The sequence below is a fragment of the Pseudomonas sp. SO81 genome (genome assembly GCF_030374125.1).
Classification (GTDB): domain Bacteria; phylum Pseudomonadota; class Gammaproteobacteria; order Pseudomonadales; family Pseudomonadaceae; genus Aquipseudomonas.
Genome location: NZ_CP126126.1, coordinates 2,517,019 through 2,534,758, shown reverse-complemented (window position 1 = coordinate 2,534,758; position 17,740 = coordinate 2,517,019). Strand labels below are relative to the sequence as shown.

Genomic DNA, 17,740 nt, shown 5'->3' with positions numbered 1-17,740 from the left:
TAGACAATGAGCAGCAAGAAGAATCTTGAAATAGAGTATTTAAGAGCGGTTGCCATCGGCATGACGATGCTGTGCCATCTGCCAAGTTTGCTGCCTCAATATGACTCGCTGTTTTCCTCCGTTTTTAACGTATTTATGCCGTGGACAGGCGTCGATCTGTTCTTCTGTATTTCGGGTTATGTGGTGTGCCGGGCATATCTCAATGTCTTTGATGAGCAGCGGGAGCGAGGGCGCTTCTGGATTGCCGCTAAGGCCTTCTGGATTCGTCGAATTTATCGGCTCTTGCCAACGGCATGGCTATGGGTCCTCATTCCCCTGGTGCTCTCCATCTCTTTCAACAGCACCGGGGTGTTCGGTAGTTGGTATGAGAATCTACGCAGCATAACGGCGGTTGTTACTTTCAGCGGGAACCTTGCCAATCAGTTTGGGGCGATTCTCGGCCCCAACTCCGTTTATTGGAGCCTGGCTCTGGAAGAGCAGTTCTACTTCATATTCCCGCTTTTCCTGCTGTTCGTGCCCTCCACCAAGTGGCGTGTTGCCGCGCTGTTTGCATTGATTGCCCTGCAGTTCGGCTTTGACCGGAACATGCTGGGGGATGCCAGTGCCGCATTTGCCTCATCAATCCGTCTGGACGCCATGATGTGGGGTGTGCTGATCTGCATCTTTTCCCGATCGGAAATGTATCGCCAGTTCGAGCCGACTCTCCTCAAGGACAACCCGTTGCTGGCACTAGCCGTCACCTTACTGCTGATATACCTGCTGGGCGCCATTGTGGGGCAGATGGCTGCGCTGCCGGCAGCTGTTGGATTGATCGCCATTGTTTCGGCCATTCTGGTTTTCTTGGCTAGTTTCAACGCCGGCTATATCTACTGCCCTTCCTGGCTCTCCGGGGTATTGCAGTGGCTGGGTGCGAGGTCCTACGGGATATATGTCATCCATTTCCCCGCCTATCGCCTCAGCCACGAAATATGGTCGCGCCACGCGGTGGCAAATGGTGTCGGTGTGGATACCGGCTACACGCTGCAGTTGGTGGTCACGGCATTTGTCTTGATTGCTGTGTTGAGCGAGGCCAACTACAGATTTGTAGAGGTTCCTCTGCGTCGTAAGGGCGCACATATCGCCGCTGGAATAATGAATGGGCAGGGGCGGAATCATCAGGCTTCCAACCTTGAGGCCAAGCAGGCCTGACAGGGTCCTATTGTCTAAAATTACGTATGAGTAAGGCATTAATGTCGATTGATTCTTTGGTCAGCGATTTGCCAGGCCACCGTGGGAGCCGATCGCTATCGCTGGCGCACAGCTTCCTAGATAGCAACTGGTTGCCTATAGCTGTCTACGTAGCACTTGTAACTTCGTTCTGGTGGCCGTCGCTGGCTCATGGATTTTTGATCCTCCATGGCGATGCCGCTCATCACGGCCTATCGCTTCTTACTCTGCTCAGTCGCTGGTTGCATGGGGGAGACAGCCTTCTATGGTCTACGGGGATCTACGGGGGACATCCGTTGTTCGCAGAAAGCCAAGGTGGCTTTCTTAATCCAGTAAATATTGCGGGCGCTCTATTCGAGCCGAATTACGGCTTTGGTATTGTGCACTGGCTGGATATGTTGCTGAGTGGCCTTGGAGTATATTTTCTCTGTCGCTCTCTAGGGATTAATGGCTGGGCGGCTTTATTTGCAGCGATAACCGTAAGTTACTCAAGTGTTTGGTTAGGATTTCAGTACAACATTAGTGTTGCTGGAGCTCTGGCATGGATGCCGTGGCTCTTTCTGGCGGTACAGTATTGGTTGAAGAGCCCAAGCATACTGCGTTCTTTGTGGATGCCGTTGTCCGCATCATTATTGATTTTCGCAGGCTATCCTCATATTGCTCATGGGGCGGCAATATATTTGATGGCCTACGGCGTGGCGCTGGTCCTCCAAAAGGAAGGAAGAGAATTTATATTTTCGAATTGGCGGGGTTTGCTGCTAGGTGGAGGGGTGGCGCTAGTTATTGCGCTGTTGTTGTCTGCAGTGCAGCTTGTTTCTCTTTTTGAGTTAGTTAGAGAATCGCATCGAAGTGGCGGCACTCCTCTCCCGCTGGCGGGTATTGTTTCATTCAGCTCTTATATGGCTGGATTTTTCTTTTTCGATTGGCAAGTGAAGCCGGAAGTCATAACGATCGGTAGTCTTTCGTCATGGGCAGTTTGCGCGCTGGCACTGCTTGCATTGTTTTTGAGGGCCCCATTTAGAGTGAAGGCTCATGCGCTGCCTGCCTTTGTTCTTTTCAATTTGGGCATCGAGTTTGCGTCGCCAATATTCAAACTTGTTTATGAGTACAATCTTGTTCCAGGCTTACACAATTATAGGATTATGCATCCATTTCTGCCGCTAGCTGTAATGGGTCTTAGTATTTTGGCGGCTTACACGTTGTCGACGCTTTCTGAAGGGGCGGTGGCGTGGCGTGGCGTGGCTCAGCGGATTGGCGTACGAGGAATCGCCACTCTGGTTTGCGTTCTTGTTGCGCTGCTGTCGGCTCTTTGTTTTGATTCATCCTTTGGCGTTGAGAATTACATATATCCGATTCTCGTCTGCATTGCTGTATGTGTATTGGCCGGCTCGCGTTTTTCTAAATTTATCCCCGTTGCGGTTTCGGCCGTGGTTCTGGTAGATGCAGTACTTGTAAGGGGTCATGTATTTAATTTCTACTCGCCGTCCTCTATTCCTCAGCCTGAGGCGATAGCTCATATAAAGGGCGACGATAATTACGCCGAATTTCGTGGCGTTGTTGATCCTGATGCGCTTCTTTTTGTATTTTATCCGCCCAACTCCCCAAACTTAGATGCTAAGTATGGTGCTTTTCTGGATGCTCTTAGTCCTTTCCCCGCTATGGTGTCCGGTGTGCCGTCAATGGATGGAGCTCTTGGACTCTCATTGCGCCGTCGTGAAATAGTTGAGTCAACGATTTTGGAGGAGATTAAAGGCTCGGCTGCCAATGTTTCTCCACTGCGTTTGATAGACCTGTTCAGTATAAAGTATATTGCTCGCTCTGTGCCTTTAGACTTGCCGGGTTTGGACGTGATGTACCGTGGTGAAAACGGACTTGTCCTATATAGAAACACGCATGCATTACCTATGCTTCGGGCATATGCGCATGCCGAGTCGGTCGGTACTGCCGAGCAAGCGTTGGAGAAACTGAAGAGTTCTACAGTCGATACGCTATACGTGGAAGTCTCGGGGCGTAAAGGATTACAAGGTGGCTCTTGTGCGGTCGAGGCACCTAAGCCTGCTGAGTACGAGTGGGTTAAACGCTCACAAGCAGCGCACGTGGTTACTGTGGAAAGTGATTGCTCAGGCTGGCTGTATTTGGGCGATGCCTATTTCCCAGGCTGGAAAGCTATAGTTAACGGACGCGATACCGAAGTTTATCCTGCGAATGTGGTTGGCAAGGCAGTGCACTTTCCGGCGGGCAAGAGCAGAATAGAAATCATCTACGCTCCCCGCTCATTTCTGGTTGGCCTGATGCTTTCGAGTATTGGTGTAATGCTTTGGTGTTTTGTAGCGTGGGTTAGTTGGGGTAGGCGCCATGAATAATGCTGCGATTCTAGTGGCCATTACCACCGCATTTTCCATGGCGGGCGGGCAGCTTTTGTTCAAGCTGGGCGCGGCTAAATGGGGTGGTGAAAAACTGTCAGATTGGATCGTCTCTTTCGCTACTAATCCTTATCTTATGATGGCAGTTTTCCTGTATGCGATAACCATCCTGGCGTGGATATATGTCTTGAAAGTGCTTCCTCTTTCTATAGCGTATCCACTGACAGCCCTTGCATACATTATTGTGCCGGTGATGAGCTACTTCTTCGTTGGGGAAAAAGTCACGGTTGCGACCATAGTGGGCAGCTTGGTAATCATGCTGGGCATCGCCATTTGTCAATATCAGGGGGCGAGCTGATGTTTCTCCTGGAGATTAACGAGTTTGATCCTGAACTCATGCAGTTGGCCGCAACTTCGCTGGGATGCAAGAATCTGCAACGATTGCTCAGCTTTCAGCATAGCCAGACCATAACTCTGGATCAGCACGAGCGCTTCGGCCTGGATCCCTGGGTCCAATGGGTTTCGATCCATACGGGGAAAACTTCCGCAGAACATGGTGTCGGTCACCTCGGTGACGTGCCGGCACTTCGTTATCCCCAGGTGTGGGAGCGACTCGACGCTGCAGGCTATACCTGTGGTGTCTGGGGGGCGATGAACGCGAGTAAAGGAAGTGCAGAGAAGGCCGCTTTCTTTTTCCCCGATCCCTGGACCTTCAGCGAGGCTGCTTTCCCTGCGGAGCTGAACGACTTACTCGCCTTTCCCCGTTATTACTCCAAGAACTATTGTGATCTCGACAAGGCCCAGCTGGCCAAGGAGTTTGGACGTCTGGTTCGCTTCTGCTTACGGCCGAAGATCGCCTGTAGTCTGATCCCCCAGGCGCCGAGGATCATCTGGAATATCCTGAAGGGCGGCCTTTCCGAGTATTTGCTGTTTGTTCTGTTCGACGTGGTCAATGCAGTGTTGTTTGCGCGCTACTACCGCTCGCACAAGCCGCAGTTCTCGTTGTTGTTCTTGAACTCCATCGCTCACCTTCAACATCACAAATGGACGATTGACGGTGGATTGTCGGCCGAAATGAAAGTCGCGTTTCGTCTCTTCGATCATGCGATAGGAATCCTGTTCTCGGCCTTGAAAGACGAGCCCAACTGGGTAGTGACAAATGCCTTTTCGCAGTTCTGCTCGGTGTCTCAGGATGAGTATCTATACCGGCAGAAGAATCCAGAGAGTTTTCTGGCCTCGGTGGGGCTAGCATTTTCTCGTGTGGAGCAGGCCATGACCAATGATGGCCATGTATTCTTCGCATCACCGGAAGAGGCGGAGCACGCGGAGCGAGTACTCAAGGAGGCACATATCGCGGGGCAGGCAGCCTTCCATGTCGAGCGCGCACCGCTGGCATCCAGGCTATTTTTCCAGTTTCAGATATGGGAAAGAATTGAGCAGGGTGCCGTTCTGATGATCAACGGTCAGGGGTATCCGTTCTATTCGCTGTTCGAGGAAGTTACTCTGCGCACTGGCAGTCACAAGCCGCAGGGAGATATCTATTCGCAGCAGCTGAAGTTCCCCGCGACTATTCAGAATCACGAAATATATAATTATATTCTGGCTAACTTCGGGCTGGAACGAGCGCACTAGAGGGGGCGAGATGAGCAAGTGCGTTGCGGTGGTTCTGCCTTGCTATAAAGTGCGAGAGCATATTCTGGATGTGATATCTCGGATCGGTAGCGAGGTGGCACACATCTATGTGATTGATGACTGTTGTCCCGATCAAAGTGGGGCTTATGTAAAGGAGAACTGCACAGACCCGCGTGTGCGGCTGGTATTTAACCAAGTGAACCTCGGGGTAGGCGGGGCAGTGATGGCTGGCTATCGTGAGGCCATCAAGGATGGTGCTGACATCATCGTGAAGATCGACGGCGATGGTCAGATGGATCCGGCGCTGCTTCCCAAGATCATCTTCCCGTTACTCAAAGGTAAGGCGGACTATGCCAAAGGCAACCGCTTCTATGATCTGGCCCATATCAGGCGCATGCCCACTGTTCGGCTCATTGGCAATGCCGGGCTGTCGCTGATTTCAAAGCTGTCCACTGGTTACTGGCAAACGTTCGACCCAACCAATGGATACACTGCGATTGATGCGCGCGTGGCGGACCATCTGCCGTTTGAGCGCATCAGCCAGCGCTATTTCTTCGAGACCGATATGCTGTTTCGGCTCAATACCTTGCGCGCAGTAGTCGCCGATGTCCCCATGGATGCTTGTTATGGCGAAGAGGTCAGCAATCTCAAGATCAAGGACATCATTGGCGAGTTCTTTTCAAAGAACATGCGTAACTTCTTCAAACGTATTTTCTACAACTATTTTCTGCGGGACATGTCGCTAGCCTCACTGGAGCTGCTAGCGGGCACGGCGCTCCTGTCATTCGGCCTGGTATTTGGTGTGGTTCATTGGTACAGCGGCTTCCTGTCAGGTCAGGTGACCCCTACCGGGACTATCATGATCGCGAGTCTTTCACTGCTCTCGGGATTGCAGTTCATGCTGGCATTCTTTTCCTACGATATCGCGGCCACGCCTACCCAGCCCATTGGTGATCTGCTGCTGAAGCGGGTGCATAGATGAGCGAGTCCAGGCGCACGCTTTTGGTTACGGGCCTCTCGGGATTCGTGGGGCAGCGATTGAGGGCCTACCTCGAGACTTCCGAGTGGGGACGGGAGTGGGAGTTGCTGGAGCAGGCTGCCAGCTACGACCTTTGTTGTCCTGACGATATCTCCGCCATGCTCAAGGGGCGGGTGCCCGACGCAGTTATCCACCTCGCGGGACAGACATTCGTTCCTGAAGCCTTCCGGAATCCAGCGCATACCCTGCAAGTGAACCTGCTCGGCACCCTCAATCTGTTGCAGGCGCTCAAGGGCAATGGTTTCCAAGGGGCATTCCTGTTTGTCAGCTCCGGTGACGTCTATGGCGCTGTCGCCGAACGCAACCTACCAATTGTCGAAACCCTCGCGCCCAGACCTCGCAATCCCTACGCGGTCAGCAAGGTTTCCGCCGAGCTGCTCTGCCAGCAGTGGAGTTACGTCGAGCCATGGCGCATCATGATCGCCCGTCCGTTCAACCATATCGGCCCAGGCCAGCGTGAGGATTTTGTCATCCCCAGCATGGCGCGGCAGATGGTGCGCATCCGCAAAGGGTGGCAGCAGCCCAGGCTGGAGGTTGGTGATATCGATGTCACGCGAGATTTCCTCGATGTGAACGATGTCATCGCCGCCTATCTGCATCTCCTGCGGGACGGCCGTAATGGCGAGGTTTACAACGTGTGCTCCGGTGCCGAGCTGTGCATCCGCGATGCGGCTATGCAGCTTGCCCAGTTGGCAGGCGTGCAGGTTGAGCTGGTGCAGGACCTGGCCCGGCTGAGACCGAGCGAGCAGCGCAGGGTTGTTGGCAGTTCGCAGAAGTTGCAAAACGAGACCGGTTGGAAACCCGGCATTTCGATCACTAAAACCCTGCAGAGCGTGCTCTCTGATTGGGAAGAACGAGAAGTACAAGAATGACCAAGTCTGCTTTGATCACTGGCGTTACCGGACAAGACGGCGCGTATCTGGCCAAACTGTTGCTCGAGAAGGGCTATGAGGTGCACGGCCTGGTCGCTCGCCGCAGCAGCGATACCCGCTGGCGTTTGCGTGAGCTGGGGGTCGAGCAGTCGATTCGCTTCATCGAAGGGGACCTGGCCGACGCCTGTTCGGTGCAGCGTGCGGTGATCAAGTCGAAGCCCGCAGAGCTCTACAACCTTGGCGCGCAGAGTTTCGTTGCGACCTCATGGGACCAGCCCGTTACCACAGCCATGGTCGACGGCCTCGGGGTGACTCACGCACTCGAGGCAATCCGCCAATTTAGCCCGGAAACCCGCTTCTACCAGGCCTCGACCAGCGAGATGTTCGGTCTGATCCAGGCCGAACGGCAAGACGAGAGCACGCCGTTCTATCCTCGCAGCCCGTACGGCGTTGCCAAGCTGTATGGACACTGGATCACGGTCAACTACCGCGAAAGCTTCGGCCTGCATGCCTCCAGCGGCATTCTGTTCAACCATGAGTCGCCGCTGCGCGGCATCGAGTTCGTCACCCGCAAGGTGACCGACGCCGTTGCCCGTATCAAGCTCGGCAAACAGAAAGAGTTGCGCCTGGGCAATATCGACGCTCAGCGTGACTGGGGCTTTGCTGGCGACTATGTCGAGGCGATGTGGCTGATGCTGCAGCAGGAGCGCGCCGACGACTATGTGGTCGCTACCGGCGTGACCACCACCGTGCGGGAAATGTGCAAGCTGGCCTTCGAGCATGTCGGCCTCAATTATGAGGATCACGTGATCATCGACCCGCAGTTCTTCCGCCCTGCGGAAGTCGATATCCTGCTGGGCAATCCGGCCAAGGCCGAGAAGGCTCTGGGTTGGGCTCCAAAGACTCCGCTGGTGGAGCTCATCCAGATGATGGTCGACGCCGATCTGCGTCGTGTCGGCCGCGAGTAGTCGCCATGCAGATCATCCCAGTGGTCATGTCCGGCGGAGCAGGCACCAGGCTCTGGCCGGTCTCGCGCGAGGCGCACCCGAAGCCCTTCATGCGCCTGCCGGATGGCGAGTCGCTGCTGGGCAAGACATATGCCCGGGCTGCGGCACTGCTCGCCGGAGGCGGCGAGATAGTCACGGTCACCAACCGCGAACTGTACTTCGCCAGCAAGGATCATTTTGCCGAAGCCAAGATCGCGCACTGCCGCGGGCATTTTCTGCTGGAACCCGAAGGGCGCAATACGGCGCCGGCGATTGCGGTTGCGGCCCTAGCGCTGGCCAAGCGGCATGGCGAGGAGGCTGTCCTGGTAGTCATGGCGGCCGATCACCTGATCCAGGATGTGGAGGCTTTCCGACTGGCGACCGAGCAGGCCGTGCGCCTGGCTGCCCAAGGACACCTGGTGACGTATGGTATCCCGCCGACCGCACCCGAGACGGGCTTCGGCTATATCGAGACAGGCGAGGCACTGGACGAGCAGGAAGCGTGTCGGGTCGCCAGATTCGTCGAGAAGCCGGACCTGCAGACCGCCCAGGAATACCTGCGCAGCGGCCGCTTCCTTTGGAACTCCGGGATGTTCTGCTTCAGCATAGGCAGCATCCTGCGCGAGCTGCGCGCCCATGCCCCCGAGCTTCTGCAACTGGCCGAAGAATGCGTGGCCGCCAGCCCCGCTCACGACAGCGCGGGTGTGCTGTTGCAGGAGCTGGATGCTCGAAGCTTCGCCGAGCTTCCGGATATCTCGATCGACTATGCGGTGATGGAGCACTCCAGTTCCGTCGCGGTGGTGCCCGCGTCGTTCGACTGGAGCGATATCGGCTCCTGGGGAGCCCTGTCGCAACTGATTCCGGCCGATGCCCAGCAGAACCGGGTGCAGGGCGAGGCGATTCTCATCGAGACGCGCAACACCGTGGTGCTGGGCGAAACTCGTCTCGTGGCTACCGTCGGCCTGGACAATCTCATCATTGTCGATACCGCGGATGCGGTGCTGGTCGCCCATGCCGATCGTGCCCAGGAGGTGCGCCAGGTCGCCAAGCGTCTCAAGGCGCAGAGCCATGATGCCTACCGCCTGCATCGCACGGTTGCTCGTCCCTGGGGTACTTACACGGTTCTGGAAGAAGGGCCGCGTTTCAAGATCAAGCGCATCGTGGTCAAGCCAGGCGGCTCGCTTTCCCTGCAGATGCACCACCACCGCAGCGAGCACTGGATTGTCGTCAGCGGCATGGCCAGGGTCGTTAATGGTGAGGGCGAGTTGCTGGTCAATACCAATGAGTCGACATTCATTCCGGCAGGACACAAGCACCGCTTGGAGAATCCGGGCGTGATCGATCTGGTGATGATCGAGGTGCAGAGCGGCGAGTATCTTGGCGAAGACGATATTGTTCGCTTCCAGGATCACTACGGCAGGGTGCGCTAGTGCTGTCCTTGCTTGGCCGTGATCTGTGGATTTATCGCGGCTTTATCCTCAGTAGCGTCAAGCGCGACTTCCAGAGCCGTTATCGCAACTCTCTGCTCGGTGCCTTGTGGCCGTTGCTGCAGCCCCTGGCGATGATCCTGATCTATACGCTGATCTTCTCTCAGGTGATGCGTGCTCGGCTTGCCGGGGTGGACGATAGCCTGGCCTACGGCATCTTCATCTGTGTCGGCATCCTGACCTGGGGTTTGTTCGCCGAGGTGCTGAATCGCAGCCTGACGATGTTCCTTGACAACGCCAACCTCCTGAAGAAACTCAGCTTTCCTCGCCTTTGTCTGCCAGTGATCGTGTTCTTTTCGGCCCTGCTGAACTTCGCGATAACGCTGGGTCTGTTCCTCGTGGTGCTCGCCCTGATCGGCCGTCTACCGGGTGAGGCGCTAGTGGCGCTGCCTCTGTTGTTGGGGCTGCAGCTGTTGCTGGCGCTCGGCCTGGGACTGTTGCTCGGCGTGCTGAATGTGTTCTTTCGCGACGTCGGCCAGCTTTTTTCGATAGGCCTGCAGCTCTGGTTCTGGCTGACCCCCATCGTCTATCCGCTGAACATCCTGCCTGAGGCCTTGCAGCCCTGGTTGGCGCTCAACCCCATGAGCGGCCTGATGCAGGCCTACCAGGGGATCTTCCTGCATGACGCCTGGCCGAATTGGCCGGAGTTGTTGCCGGTAGGCCTGGTGGGTGTTTCCTGCTGGATCTTCGCTTTGCTGCTATATCGCGCCAAGAGCGCGGATATGCTGGATGAACTCTGATGGGTTGGGTGCGCGTACAAGGGCTGGGCAAGGCCTTCAAACACTATCCGACCCGTTGGGCGCGCCTGGCCGAGTGGCTGCTGCCCTGGTGTGGGCCGCGTCACGAACTGGTGTGGGCGTTGCGCGATGTCAGCTTCGAGGTCCGCCCGGGGGAGGCCATTGGCCTGGTCGGTATCAATGGCGCCGGCAAGAGCACTCTGCTCAAGCTGATTACCGGTACCAGCATCCCTACTGAAGGCAACATACGTTTCGAAGGGCGGGTGGCAGCCCTGCTGGAACTGGGTATGGGTTTCCACCCCGATTTCAGCGGCCGGCAGAACGTGCTCATGGCCGGTCAACTGCTGGGGCTGACGCTGGCGGAGATCGATCAGCTCATGCCCGAGATCGAGGCATTCGCCGAGATCGGCGCCGCTATCGACCAGCCCATTCGTACTTACTCCAGCGGCATGCAGATGCGCCTGGCGTTTAGCATCGCCACGGCCCGCCGCCCCGATATCCTGATCGTCGACGAGGCCCTGTCGGTGGGCGATGCTTATTTCCAGCACAAGAGCTTCGAGCGCATTCGTCAGTTCCGCCGTCACGGCACTACGCTGCTGATCGTTTCCCATGACCGCTATGCCATTCAGTCGATCTGCGATCGTGCACTGCTGCTGCATGGTGGTCGGCTGCTCCAGGAGGGGCCCCCCGATGGTGTGCTGGACTACTACAACGCCCTGATGGCAGACCGGGAAGGCAACTCGATCCGCCAGGAGCGGCTGGCATCGGGCCACACCCAGACGATATCTGGCAGCGGTGAGGCCAGCATCCAGGCGGTTCGCCTGCTCGACGAGCAGGGGCAGGCCAGCGAGGCGTTCGCGGTTGGGGAGCAGGCGGCGCTGGAGGTGGAGGTACTGGTTCACCAGCCATTGGCGCGCCTCGGCCTGGGTTTCCTGATCAAGGACCGCTTCGGTCAGGAGATATACGGCATCAACACTCATCGCCTGGCATTGAGCGAGGAGACGCTCGAAGTCGGTGAGCGCCTAGTGTTCCGTTTCGATTTCCCTGTGCGCCTCGGGAGTGGGAACTACTCGGTTTCCCTATGCTTGTCGCAAGAGGACTCGCATCTCGTGGGCAACTACGAATGGCGCGACTACAGCGTCGTGTTCCATGTGGTTAACCGTGATCAGGAAAACTTCGTTGGCTGCGCCTGGCTGGGCGCCACGGCCAGCTTGCAACGGCAGAGCTCCCTGCCCAGCGGAATCGTTCGAGAGGGGCAGTCTTGAGTCGTCTGTTATTCGAGTGCACCAACGTCTTCCGCAATCCCGGAGTCAATTCCGGTATCCAGCGTGTGGTGCGCAATATCGTCCGGCAGCTCGAGCCGGCATCGGGCACTGTCGAGTGTGTCCCCGTGCTGTTTGCCCACAATCGCCTGTACCGTGTGGCACAACTTACGCCGGGCAGTGAGGGCCGGACGTTGCCAGCCAAAGCCTACGCATGGCTTGAGCGTCTCAATCAGGCGTTCTGGCGGCTACACGGGCGATACGAGGGGCGTTGGCCAATGCGCCGCTGGCACAACGCACGACGCGTTTTCTTCGTGCTCTGGCGGCTGCTCGGGCTACCGCTGACTGTTGCCCTGAGGGCGCTGCGGCTGCTCGGCTACGATCCCTTGCAGCAGCGTGCGGAGCCTTTTGAGGCCCAGCCTGGCGATCAGCTGGTTCTGCTCGACTCGTCATGGCATTCCCAGCATTTTGCCCAGATCGAGGGGCTCAAGCGCCGCGGGGTGGGGGTGATTGCGGTCATATACGACCTGATCCCGGTGGTGCGCCCCGAGTTCTTCGAGGAGCGCCTGCGCAGCGTCTTCAACATGTGGTTCGACTGGGTAGTGCACCAGGCTGACGGCTACATGTCGATCTCGCAGAGTGTGAGCGAACAGGTACGCGATGAGATCACTCAGCGCCTGGGGGGCGATGCCGCCGCCGAACGCTGGTACGGCTATTTCCACCTGGGCTCCGAACTGGATCTGCGTGACGAGGCGGGCGCGCCGGCGGCAGAGCTGGTCGGGCTGTTCGAGTCCGGTCGCCAGGTTTTCCTGGCGGTGAGCACCATCGAGCCGCGCAAGAACCACGCCTATCTGCTGGATGCGTTCGAGCTGGCATGGGCCGAGGGTAGCCAGGCCTGCCTGTGCATCATCGGTCGTGTAGGCTGGAAGTGCGAGGCCCTGATCAAGCGCATTCGCGAGCATGCCGAGTTCGGTCGCCGCCTGTTCATGTTCAACGATGTCGATGACAACGGACTCGAGCTGGCCTATTCGAAAGCGGCCGCCCTGGTGTTCTCGTCTCACGCCGAAGGCTTTGGCCTTCCTCTCGTAGAGGCGATGCAGCGCGGCCTGCCGGCCATGGGCAGCGATCTGCCCGTGTTCCGTGAGATCGGCGGCGAGCATATGGCTTACTTCAGCCTGGATCGTCCGTCCGACCTTGCCGAGCTTGTCCAACGCTTCGAGTCGAGTGGTCAGTTCCCGGCTGACAAGGCGCTCTCGGGATGGCGATGGATAGATTGGCGCGAGAGCGCGGCACAGCTGATCGAAGGTGTCGAAACGGGCCGGGTGGGGCACCATGCGCGTAGCGCTTAACGTCAGCATCCTGCGGGCGCCACGCACCGGCATCGGCCACTATGTCGCCGAATTGTGCGAGGCGCTGCATGGCGAGGAAGGTCTCGAGCTCGAACTCTATGGCGGGTGGAACTGGGGGGGCGAACTGCCTTCCGCGCCCATGCCCGGATACTCGCGCCTCAGCAACCTGATCAAGGATTTGGTTCCGCAGGCGTATCGCCTGCGCCGTGCAATCGAACAGCGAGGCTTTAGCCGTGGCGTCCGGCGGCTTCGACCGGCGCTTTACCACGAGCCCAGCCTCTGGCCATTCGAGTTCGATGGACCGATGCTGATGACGCTGCATGACCTGGCGCATGTGCATTATCCGCATACCCAGCCGGCAGACCGGCTGCGTGAGATCGAGCGCCATGTGCAGACGGGGCTGCAGCGCGCGACCAGAGTTCTGGTCGACTCGCAGTACGTCGCCGATGAGGCCCGGCGCCACTACGGTATCGCCGCCGAAAAGCTGGTAGTCGCTCCTCTCGGTTACGCCGAACGGTTCCGGCCACGGACGGATGAAGAGCTGGCGCCGCTGTTGGCGACGATGGGGCTCCTGCCCCGCCAGTATCTGCTCTGTGTCGGTACCCTAGAACCGCGTAAGAACCTTGAGCTGGCGCTAAACGGCTACATGGCGCTTCCCGAGGCGATTCGCAACCGCTACCCGTTGCTGCTCGCGGGTATGTCGGGGTGGCACACCGAGCGGCTCCAGGGCAGCTTGCGTATGGCATTGTCCACGGGCCAGGTGCGCCTGCTCGGCTATCAGCCGGACGAGCAACTGGCCGAGCTGCTGGCAGGCGCGCGCATGTTGTTGTTCCCCTCTCTGTATGAAGGTTTCGGCTTGCCGGTGCTGGAGGCGATGGCCTGCGGCACGCCGGTGGTGCTCGGACGGAATTCCGCCCTGCCGGGAGTGGCGGGCGAGGCAGGTTGCTATATCGAGGATCCGGATCCGCAGGTCTATGCGCAGGTCATTCGGCGGCTGATCGAGGATCAGTCGCTCTGGCATCGATTGCGGGAAGCCGGCCTGGAGCGGGCCCGATTGTTTTCATGGCGGCGCTGCGCGCAGATCACCGCTGGTGTGTACCGCGAGGTAGTTGGCTAGTGCGAGTACTGCATTTCTTCAAGACCTACCTGCCGGAGACCGTTGGCGGTATCGAGCAGGTGATCTATCAGCTGTGCGAAAGCACCCGGCCCCTCGGTGTGGATAGCGAGGTGCTGACGCTCAGTGCGGATCGCGATCCGGCCGAGCTGATGGTCGGCACGCACAAGGTACATCGGGCCAGGCTCGATCTGCAGGTGGCGTCGACCGGCTTCTCGTTATCGGCACTGGGGCGCCTCAAGGCTTTGGCCCGCGAAGCGGATTTGGTGCATTACCACTTCCCCTGGCCATTCATGGACGTGCTGCATTTTGCCGCACGAATAGACAAGCCCTTCGTGGTTTCCTACCACTCGGACATCGTGCGCCAGAAGTATCTGCTGCAGTTATATCGCCCGTTGATGCACCGCTTTCTCTCCAGGGCCGAGTGCATCATTGCCGCGTCGCCCAACTACCTCGAGAGTAGCGAGGTACTGCAAGGCTTCCGTGACAAGACTCAGGTGATCCCTTACGGCCTGGATGAAGCTGCCTACCCGCAGCCATCCGAGGCCCGCCTGGAACATTGGCGGAGTCGGCTGGGCGCGCGCTTCTTCCTGTTCGTGGGTGTGCTGCGCTACTACAAGGGGCTGCACATCCTGCTGGAGGCGATGACGGATACAGGGTATCCGCTGGTCATTGCTGGCGCCGGCCCTATGGAGCAGGAGTTGCGCAGCCAGGCAGCCGCGCTGAAGCTGAGCAATGTCCACTTCGTCGGCCGGGTCGACGAGGAGGACAAATGCGCCTTGCTGCAGCTATGCAGTGCCTTTGTCTTCCCGTCGCACTTGCGCTCCGAGGCCTTCGGTATCTCCCTGCTCGAGGCTGCGATGTATGGCAAGCCTCTGGTCTCCTGTGAAATCGGTAGTGGCACCAGCTACATCAATGTTCATGGTGAGACCGGTCTGGTGGTGCCTCCGGACGATCCTATGGCCTTTCGCGAGGCCATGCGTGCCCTTTGGGAACAACCTCGGATGGCGCAACAGATGGGAGAGAAGGCCGCCACACGCTATGCCCAACTGTTCACTGCGGAGACGATGGGGCGGCAGGTGGCTCAGGTTTACCGAGAAGTGCTAGGTCGTTAGGCGAGTTGATTGCGGCTTTGCCCCTCGGGTCGAATTGCCGCAAATAGATCAGCAAATGCTTCTGCAGAGCTGATTGATCGAGGTAGGGCCCGGGCTTGAGCCCTTGGGTCTGCAATGCGGTAATCAGCCGCTGAGTGCGAGTGCCAGCACATGTGGAGCTGACATGGTAATAGGTGTCCAGCATGCAGCTATGGTCGAAGCGGCTCTGCTCTGGCTCCCCCAGAAAACTGAAGCCTTGGGCCTCGGTTAGTCGGCGAATGGTGGAGACGTACTCGCGTATCTGTCGATCGTACAGTTGGTAGCACTCATCGTCGTCTCGAGCCACTACGGCGGGCCACGCAAAGAATATCGTTGCCCCGCTGGTATCTCGCAGCTTGGCAAGGCGCTGCAGGTTGTTCCGAAAGGTTTCACTTACCTGCGGGAACTCGAACAATCCGAAAAGATAGTGATCACAGGCCAGCCCGCGTGTCAGCGCGTCTAGTTCCGGCCGCTCCGCAATCATCTCGCTGCCACGTGCGGACTGGCGTATCGCGTTTCCGAAGCGTGCCAGCGACTCCTGCGAGCTGACAGCGATATATGGGTTTCGTGACTCGAGTCCATGCAGCTGTGCGGCCGATTGCAGGCCAAGCCTGAAGGGAACGCTCTGGTATACGAAGCGGAAGCGCTCGGGCCAGCCCAGCTCCTTGTAGTAGAAGGCATTGGAGCCACGCTCATCCAGAATGGACTCGACATAGTCGGCAGGCAGTTTGGTGTCGGCACGATATTGCACCCACTCCAGTGGCAGGATGAGGGTGTCGTCCGCCTTAAGATGGTTGGCTAGGCGCTCTATCTTGTGGCTGAGCGGGTAGCCTGCGTTATCCGAAAGAATGATGGTTGGCCGCCCGAAGTGTTGTTCGAGAGCCTGGGCATCTACTGCATGGATGGAGTTGGAACCGCTCTCAACGATGATGCGGTTGGGAAGGTCATCGGTGGCTCGAAGCAGGAAATGGCGGTACGACACGCCCAAAGGATTGTCGGCTATTGCCAGGCGATCAATGAGCAGAAAGTACCCGACGCCCAGCAGCAGGAAGCTCGCCAGGCTGGCCAGGATGAATCTCGATTCGCGCATTGCCATGGCCATCGTCAGAAGTTGAAGTAGAGGAAGTCCGAGGGGGTGTTCTGGATCTGCGCGACTAGCGCATAGAAGAAGGCGAAGCCTACCAGCGCCGCCGCTACCATGCCCTCCCTGAAGCGCAGGCGGCCCTGATGCGGGACCAGACCGGCGATCTGCTGGGAGTTCGGCGCCAGGAAGGCCAGCAGCGCGGCGAGTCCGAGGCTCAGCAGCGCCTCGAGAGGCAGCAGGGCGCTGCCGAGTCCGCCTATGCCTCCACCGCTCAGGCCTAGCATGCTGGACAGCATGCGCTGTGCTGCCGGCAGATCCTCGGCACGGAAGAACACCCAGGCGAAGTTGACGAACAGGAAGGTCATTGCCCAGCCCAGCCAACCCGGCAGGCGCAGGCCCAAGTCCTGCCAGCAACGGTGCAGGACGACTGCACCGCCATGCAGCGCGCCCCAGATCAGGAAAGTCCAGCCCGCGCCGTGCCAGATGCCGCCAATCAGGAAGGTGGCGAACAGGTTGAAGTAGATGCGCGGCAGTGCGGCGCGCTTCCCGCCCAGGGGGATGTAGATGTAGTCGCGTAGCCAGCTGGACAGCGTCATATGCCAACGGCGCCAGAAGTCCTGGATGTTCTTGGCCTGGTAGGGCGAGTTGAAGTTCTGCGGCAGGCTGATGTTGAACATCAGGCCGAGGCCTATCGCCATGTCCGAATAGCCGGAGAAATCGAAATACAACTGGAAGCTGTAGAGCAGGCTGGTACTCCAGGCTTCGATCATCGTCAGTGTCTGCTCGCTGGCATAGCCGGCGTTGGCCCAGTGTCCCAGGTTGTCCGCGATCAGCACCTTCTTCACCAGGCCGATGGCGAAGACGAACAGACCGAGCGAGAAGTTATCGAGGCGGAAGCGCAGGTTGGTGGTGCTGGCGAACTGCGGCATCAGGTCCTTGTGGTGGACTATCGGCCCGGCGATCAGGTGGGGGAAGAAGGTCACGAACAGGGTGTAGTTGACCAGGCTGTAGTCCCGTACCCCCGATCTGCCGCAGTCCACCAGGTAGGCGATCTGGGTGAAGGTGAAGAAGCTTATGCCCAGTGGCAGCAGCAGGTTGAGGCTGGCGACCTGGCTGCCGGTCAGCGTATTGAGCGTTTCGATCAGGAAATCGGTGTACTTGAAGTAAACGAGGCCGGCGACATTCAGCAGGATGCCGATCAGCAAAAGCGCCTTGCTGCGCCCGGTGGGGCCGCCAGCGGCCATTACCAGGCGCGAGATACGAGTGCCGAGGAGGTAGTTGACGATGATCGACAGGCCGATCAGGAGCAGATACTTCGGCCCCCAGTAGCCGTAGAAGAACAGCGACGCGACGGCCAACCACAGGCGCGAAAGCGAGCCTTGCCTCAACCGGGCCAGCAGAAAATAGCCAGCCAGAGCCACGGGAAGGAACGCATAAATGAAAATGGATGTGCTGAAGAGCATGTGCAGCTTGTCC

Annotated in this window: 15 protein-coding genes; 13 read left to right on the top strand and 2 right to left on the bottom strand. The window is 58.2% G+C overall.

All coding sequences use genetic code 11. From position 1 onward, the window contains the following. Positions 1-6: 6 nt before the first annotated feature. From OH686_RS11745 to OH686_RS11685, 13 genes are read left to right on the top strand one after another with little or no spacing between them, the layout of a single operon-like run. On the top strand, positions 7-1,188 hold the full coding sequence (locus tag OH686_RS11745) for an acyltransferase family protein (RefSeq protein ID WP_289532763.1): 1,182 nt from the start codon (positions 7-9) through the stop codon (positions 1,186-1,188). Positions 1,189-1,214: 26 nt separating this feature from the next. Further along, on the top strand, positions 1,215-3,569 hold the full coding sequence (locus OH686_RS11740) for a YfhO family protein (protein ID WP_289532761.1): 2,355 nt from the start codon (positions 1,215-1,217) through the stop codon (positions 3,567-3,569). After that, positions 3,562-3,927 carry an EamA family transporter gene (locus tag OH686_RS11735; protein WP_289532760.1) on the top strand — a complete coding sequence of 122 codons (366 nt, stop codon included), beginning with the start codon at positions 3,562-3,564 and terminating at the stop codon, positions 3,925-3,927. The genes OH686_RS11740 and OH686_RS11735 overlap by 8 nt, the downstream gene beginning before the upstream one ends. Beyond that, positions 3,927-5,201 (top strand): hypothetical protein, encoded by a 1,275-nt coding sequence (locus OH686_RS11730; protein WP_289532758.1) that lies wholly within the window; start codon positions 3,927-3,929, stop codon positions 5,199-5,201. The genes OH686_RS11735 and OH686_RS11730 overlap by 1 nt, the downstream gene beginning before the upstream one ends. Positions 5,202-5,211: 10 nt before the next feature. Further along, positions 5,212-6,183 carry a glycosyltransferase family 2 protein gene (locus OH686_RS11725; protein ID WP_289532757.1) on the top strand — a complete coding sequence of 324 codons (972 nt, stop codon included), beginning with the start codon at positions 5,212-5,214 and terminating at the stop codon, positions 6,181-6,183. Continuing rightward, on the top strand, positions 6,180-7,112 hold the full coding sequence (locus OH686_RS11720) for a GDP-mannose 4,6-dehydratase (protein WP_289532756.1): 933 nt from the start codon (positions 6,180-6,182) through the stop codon (positions 7,110-7,112). Before OH686_RS11725 ends, OH686_RS11720 begins: the two co-directional genes overlap by 4 nt. Further along, on the top strand, positions 7,109-8,080 hold the full coding sequence (gmd, locus tag OH686_RS11715; RefSeq protein ID WP_289532754.1) for a GDP-mannose 4,6-dehydratase: 972 nt from the start codon (positions 7,109-7,111) through the stop codon (positions 8,078-8,080). The genes OH686_RS11720 and gmd overlap by 4 nt, the downstream gene beginning before the upstream one ends. 5 nt (positions 8,081-8,085) lie before the next feature. Then, the gene (locus tag OH686_RS11710) at positions 8,086-9,528 is read left to right on the top strand and encodes a mannose-1-phosphate guanylyltransferase/mannose-6-phosphate isomerase (RefSeq protein ID WP_289532752.1); all 1,443 of its coding nucleotides are present in this window, start codon (positions 8,086-8,088) and stop codon (positions 9,526-9,528) included. Next, a complete protein-coding gene (locus OH686_RS11705) occupies positions 9,528-10,325 on the top strand; it encodes an ABC transporter permease (RefSeq protein ID WP_289532751.1) in 798 nt (265 codons plus the stop codon). Before OH686_RS11710 ends, OH686_RS11705 begins: the two co-directional genes overlap by 1 nt. Then, entirely contained in the window at positions 10,325-11,587 is a 1,263-nt protein-coding gene (locus tag OH686_RS11700; RefSeq protein ID WP_289532749.1) for an ABC transporter ATP-binding protein, read from the top strand. Before OH686_RS11705 ends, OH686_RS11700 begins: the two co-directional genes overlap by 1 nt. Continuing rightward, on the top strand, positions 11,584-12,933 hold the full coding sequence (locus OH686_RS11695; RefSeq protein ID WP_289532747.1) for a glycosyltransferase family 4 protein: 1,350 nt from the start codon (positions 11,584-11,586) through the stop codon (positions 12,931-12,933). The genes OH686_RS11700 and OH686_RS11695 overlap by 4 nt, the downstream gene beginning before the upstream one ends. After that, entirely contained in the window at positions 12,917-14,050 is a 1,134-nt protein-coding gene (locus OH686_RS11690) for a glycosyltransferase family 4 protein (RefSeq protein ID WP_289532746.1), read from the top strand. The genes OH686_RS11695 and OH686_RS11690 overlap by 17 nt, the downstream gene beginning before the upstream one ends. Beyond that, positions 14,050-15,162: a glycosyltransferase family 4 protein gene (locus OH686_RS11685; RefSeq protein ID WP_289532745.1), complete on the top strand. Its 1,113-nt coding sequence runs from the start codon at positions 14,050-14,052 to the stop codon at positions 15,160-15,162. The genes OH686_RS11690 and OH686_RS11685 overlap by 1 nt, the downstream gene beginning before the upstream one ends. Here OH686_RS11685 and OH686_RS11680 read toward each other — a convergent pair. After that, a complete protein-coding gene (locus OH686_RS11680) occupies positions 15,101-16,276 on the bottom strand; it encodes a hypothetical protein (protein WP_289532744.1) in 1,176 nt (391 codons plus the stop codon). The two genes, OH686_RS11685 and OH686_RS11680, sit on opposite strands and share 62 nt — an antisense overlap. 8 nt (positions 16,277-16,284) lie before the next feature. After that, a complete protein-coding gene (locus tag OH686_RS11675; RefSeq protein WP_289532742.1) occupies positions 16,285-17,727 on the bottom strand; it encodes an MBOAT family O-acyltransferase in 1,443 nt (480 codons plus the stop codon). Positions 17,728-17,740 lie beyond the last annotated feature (13 nt).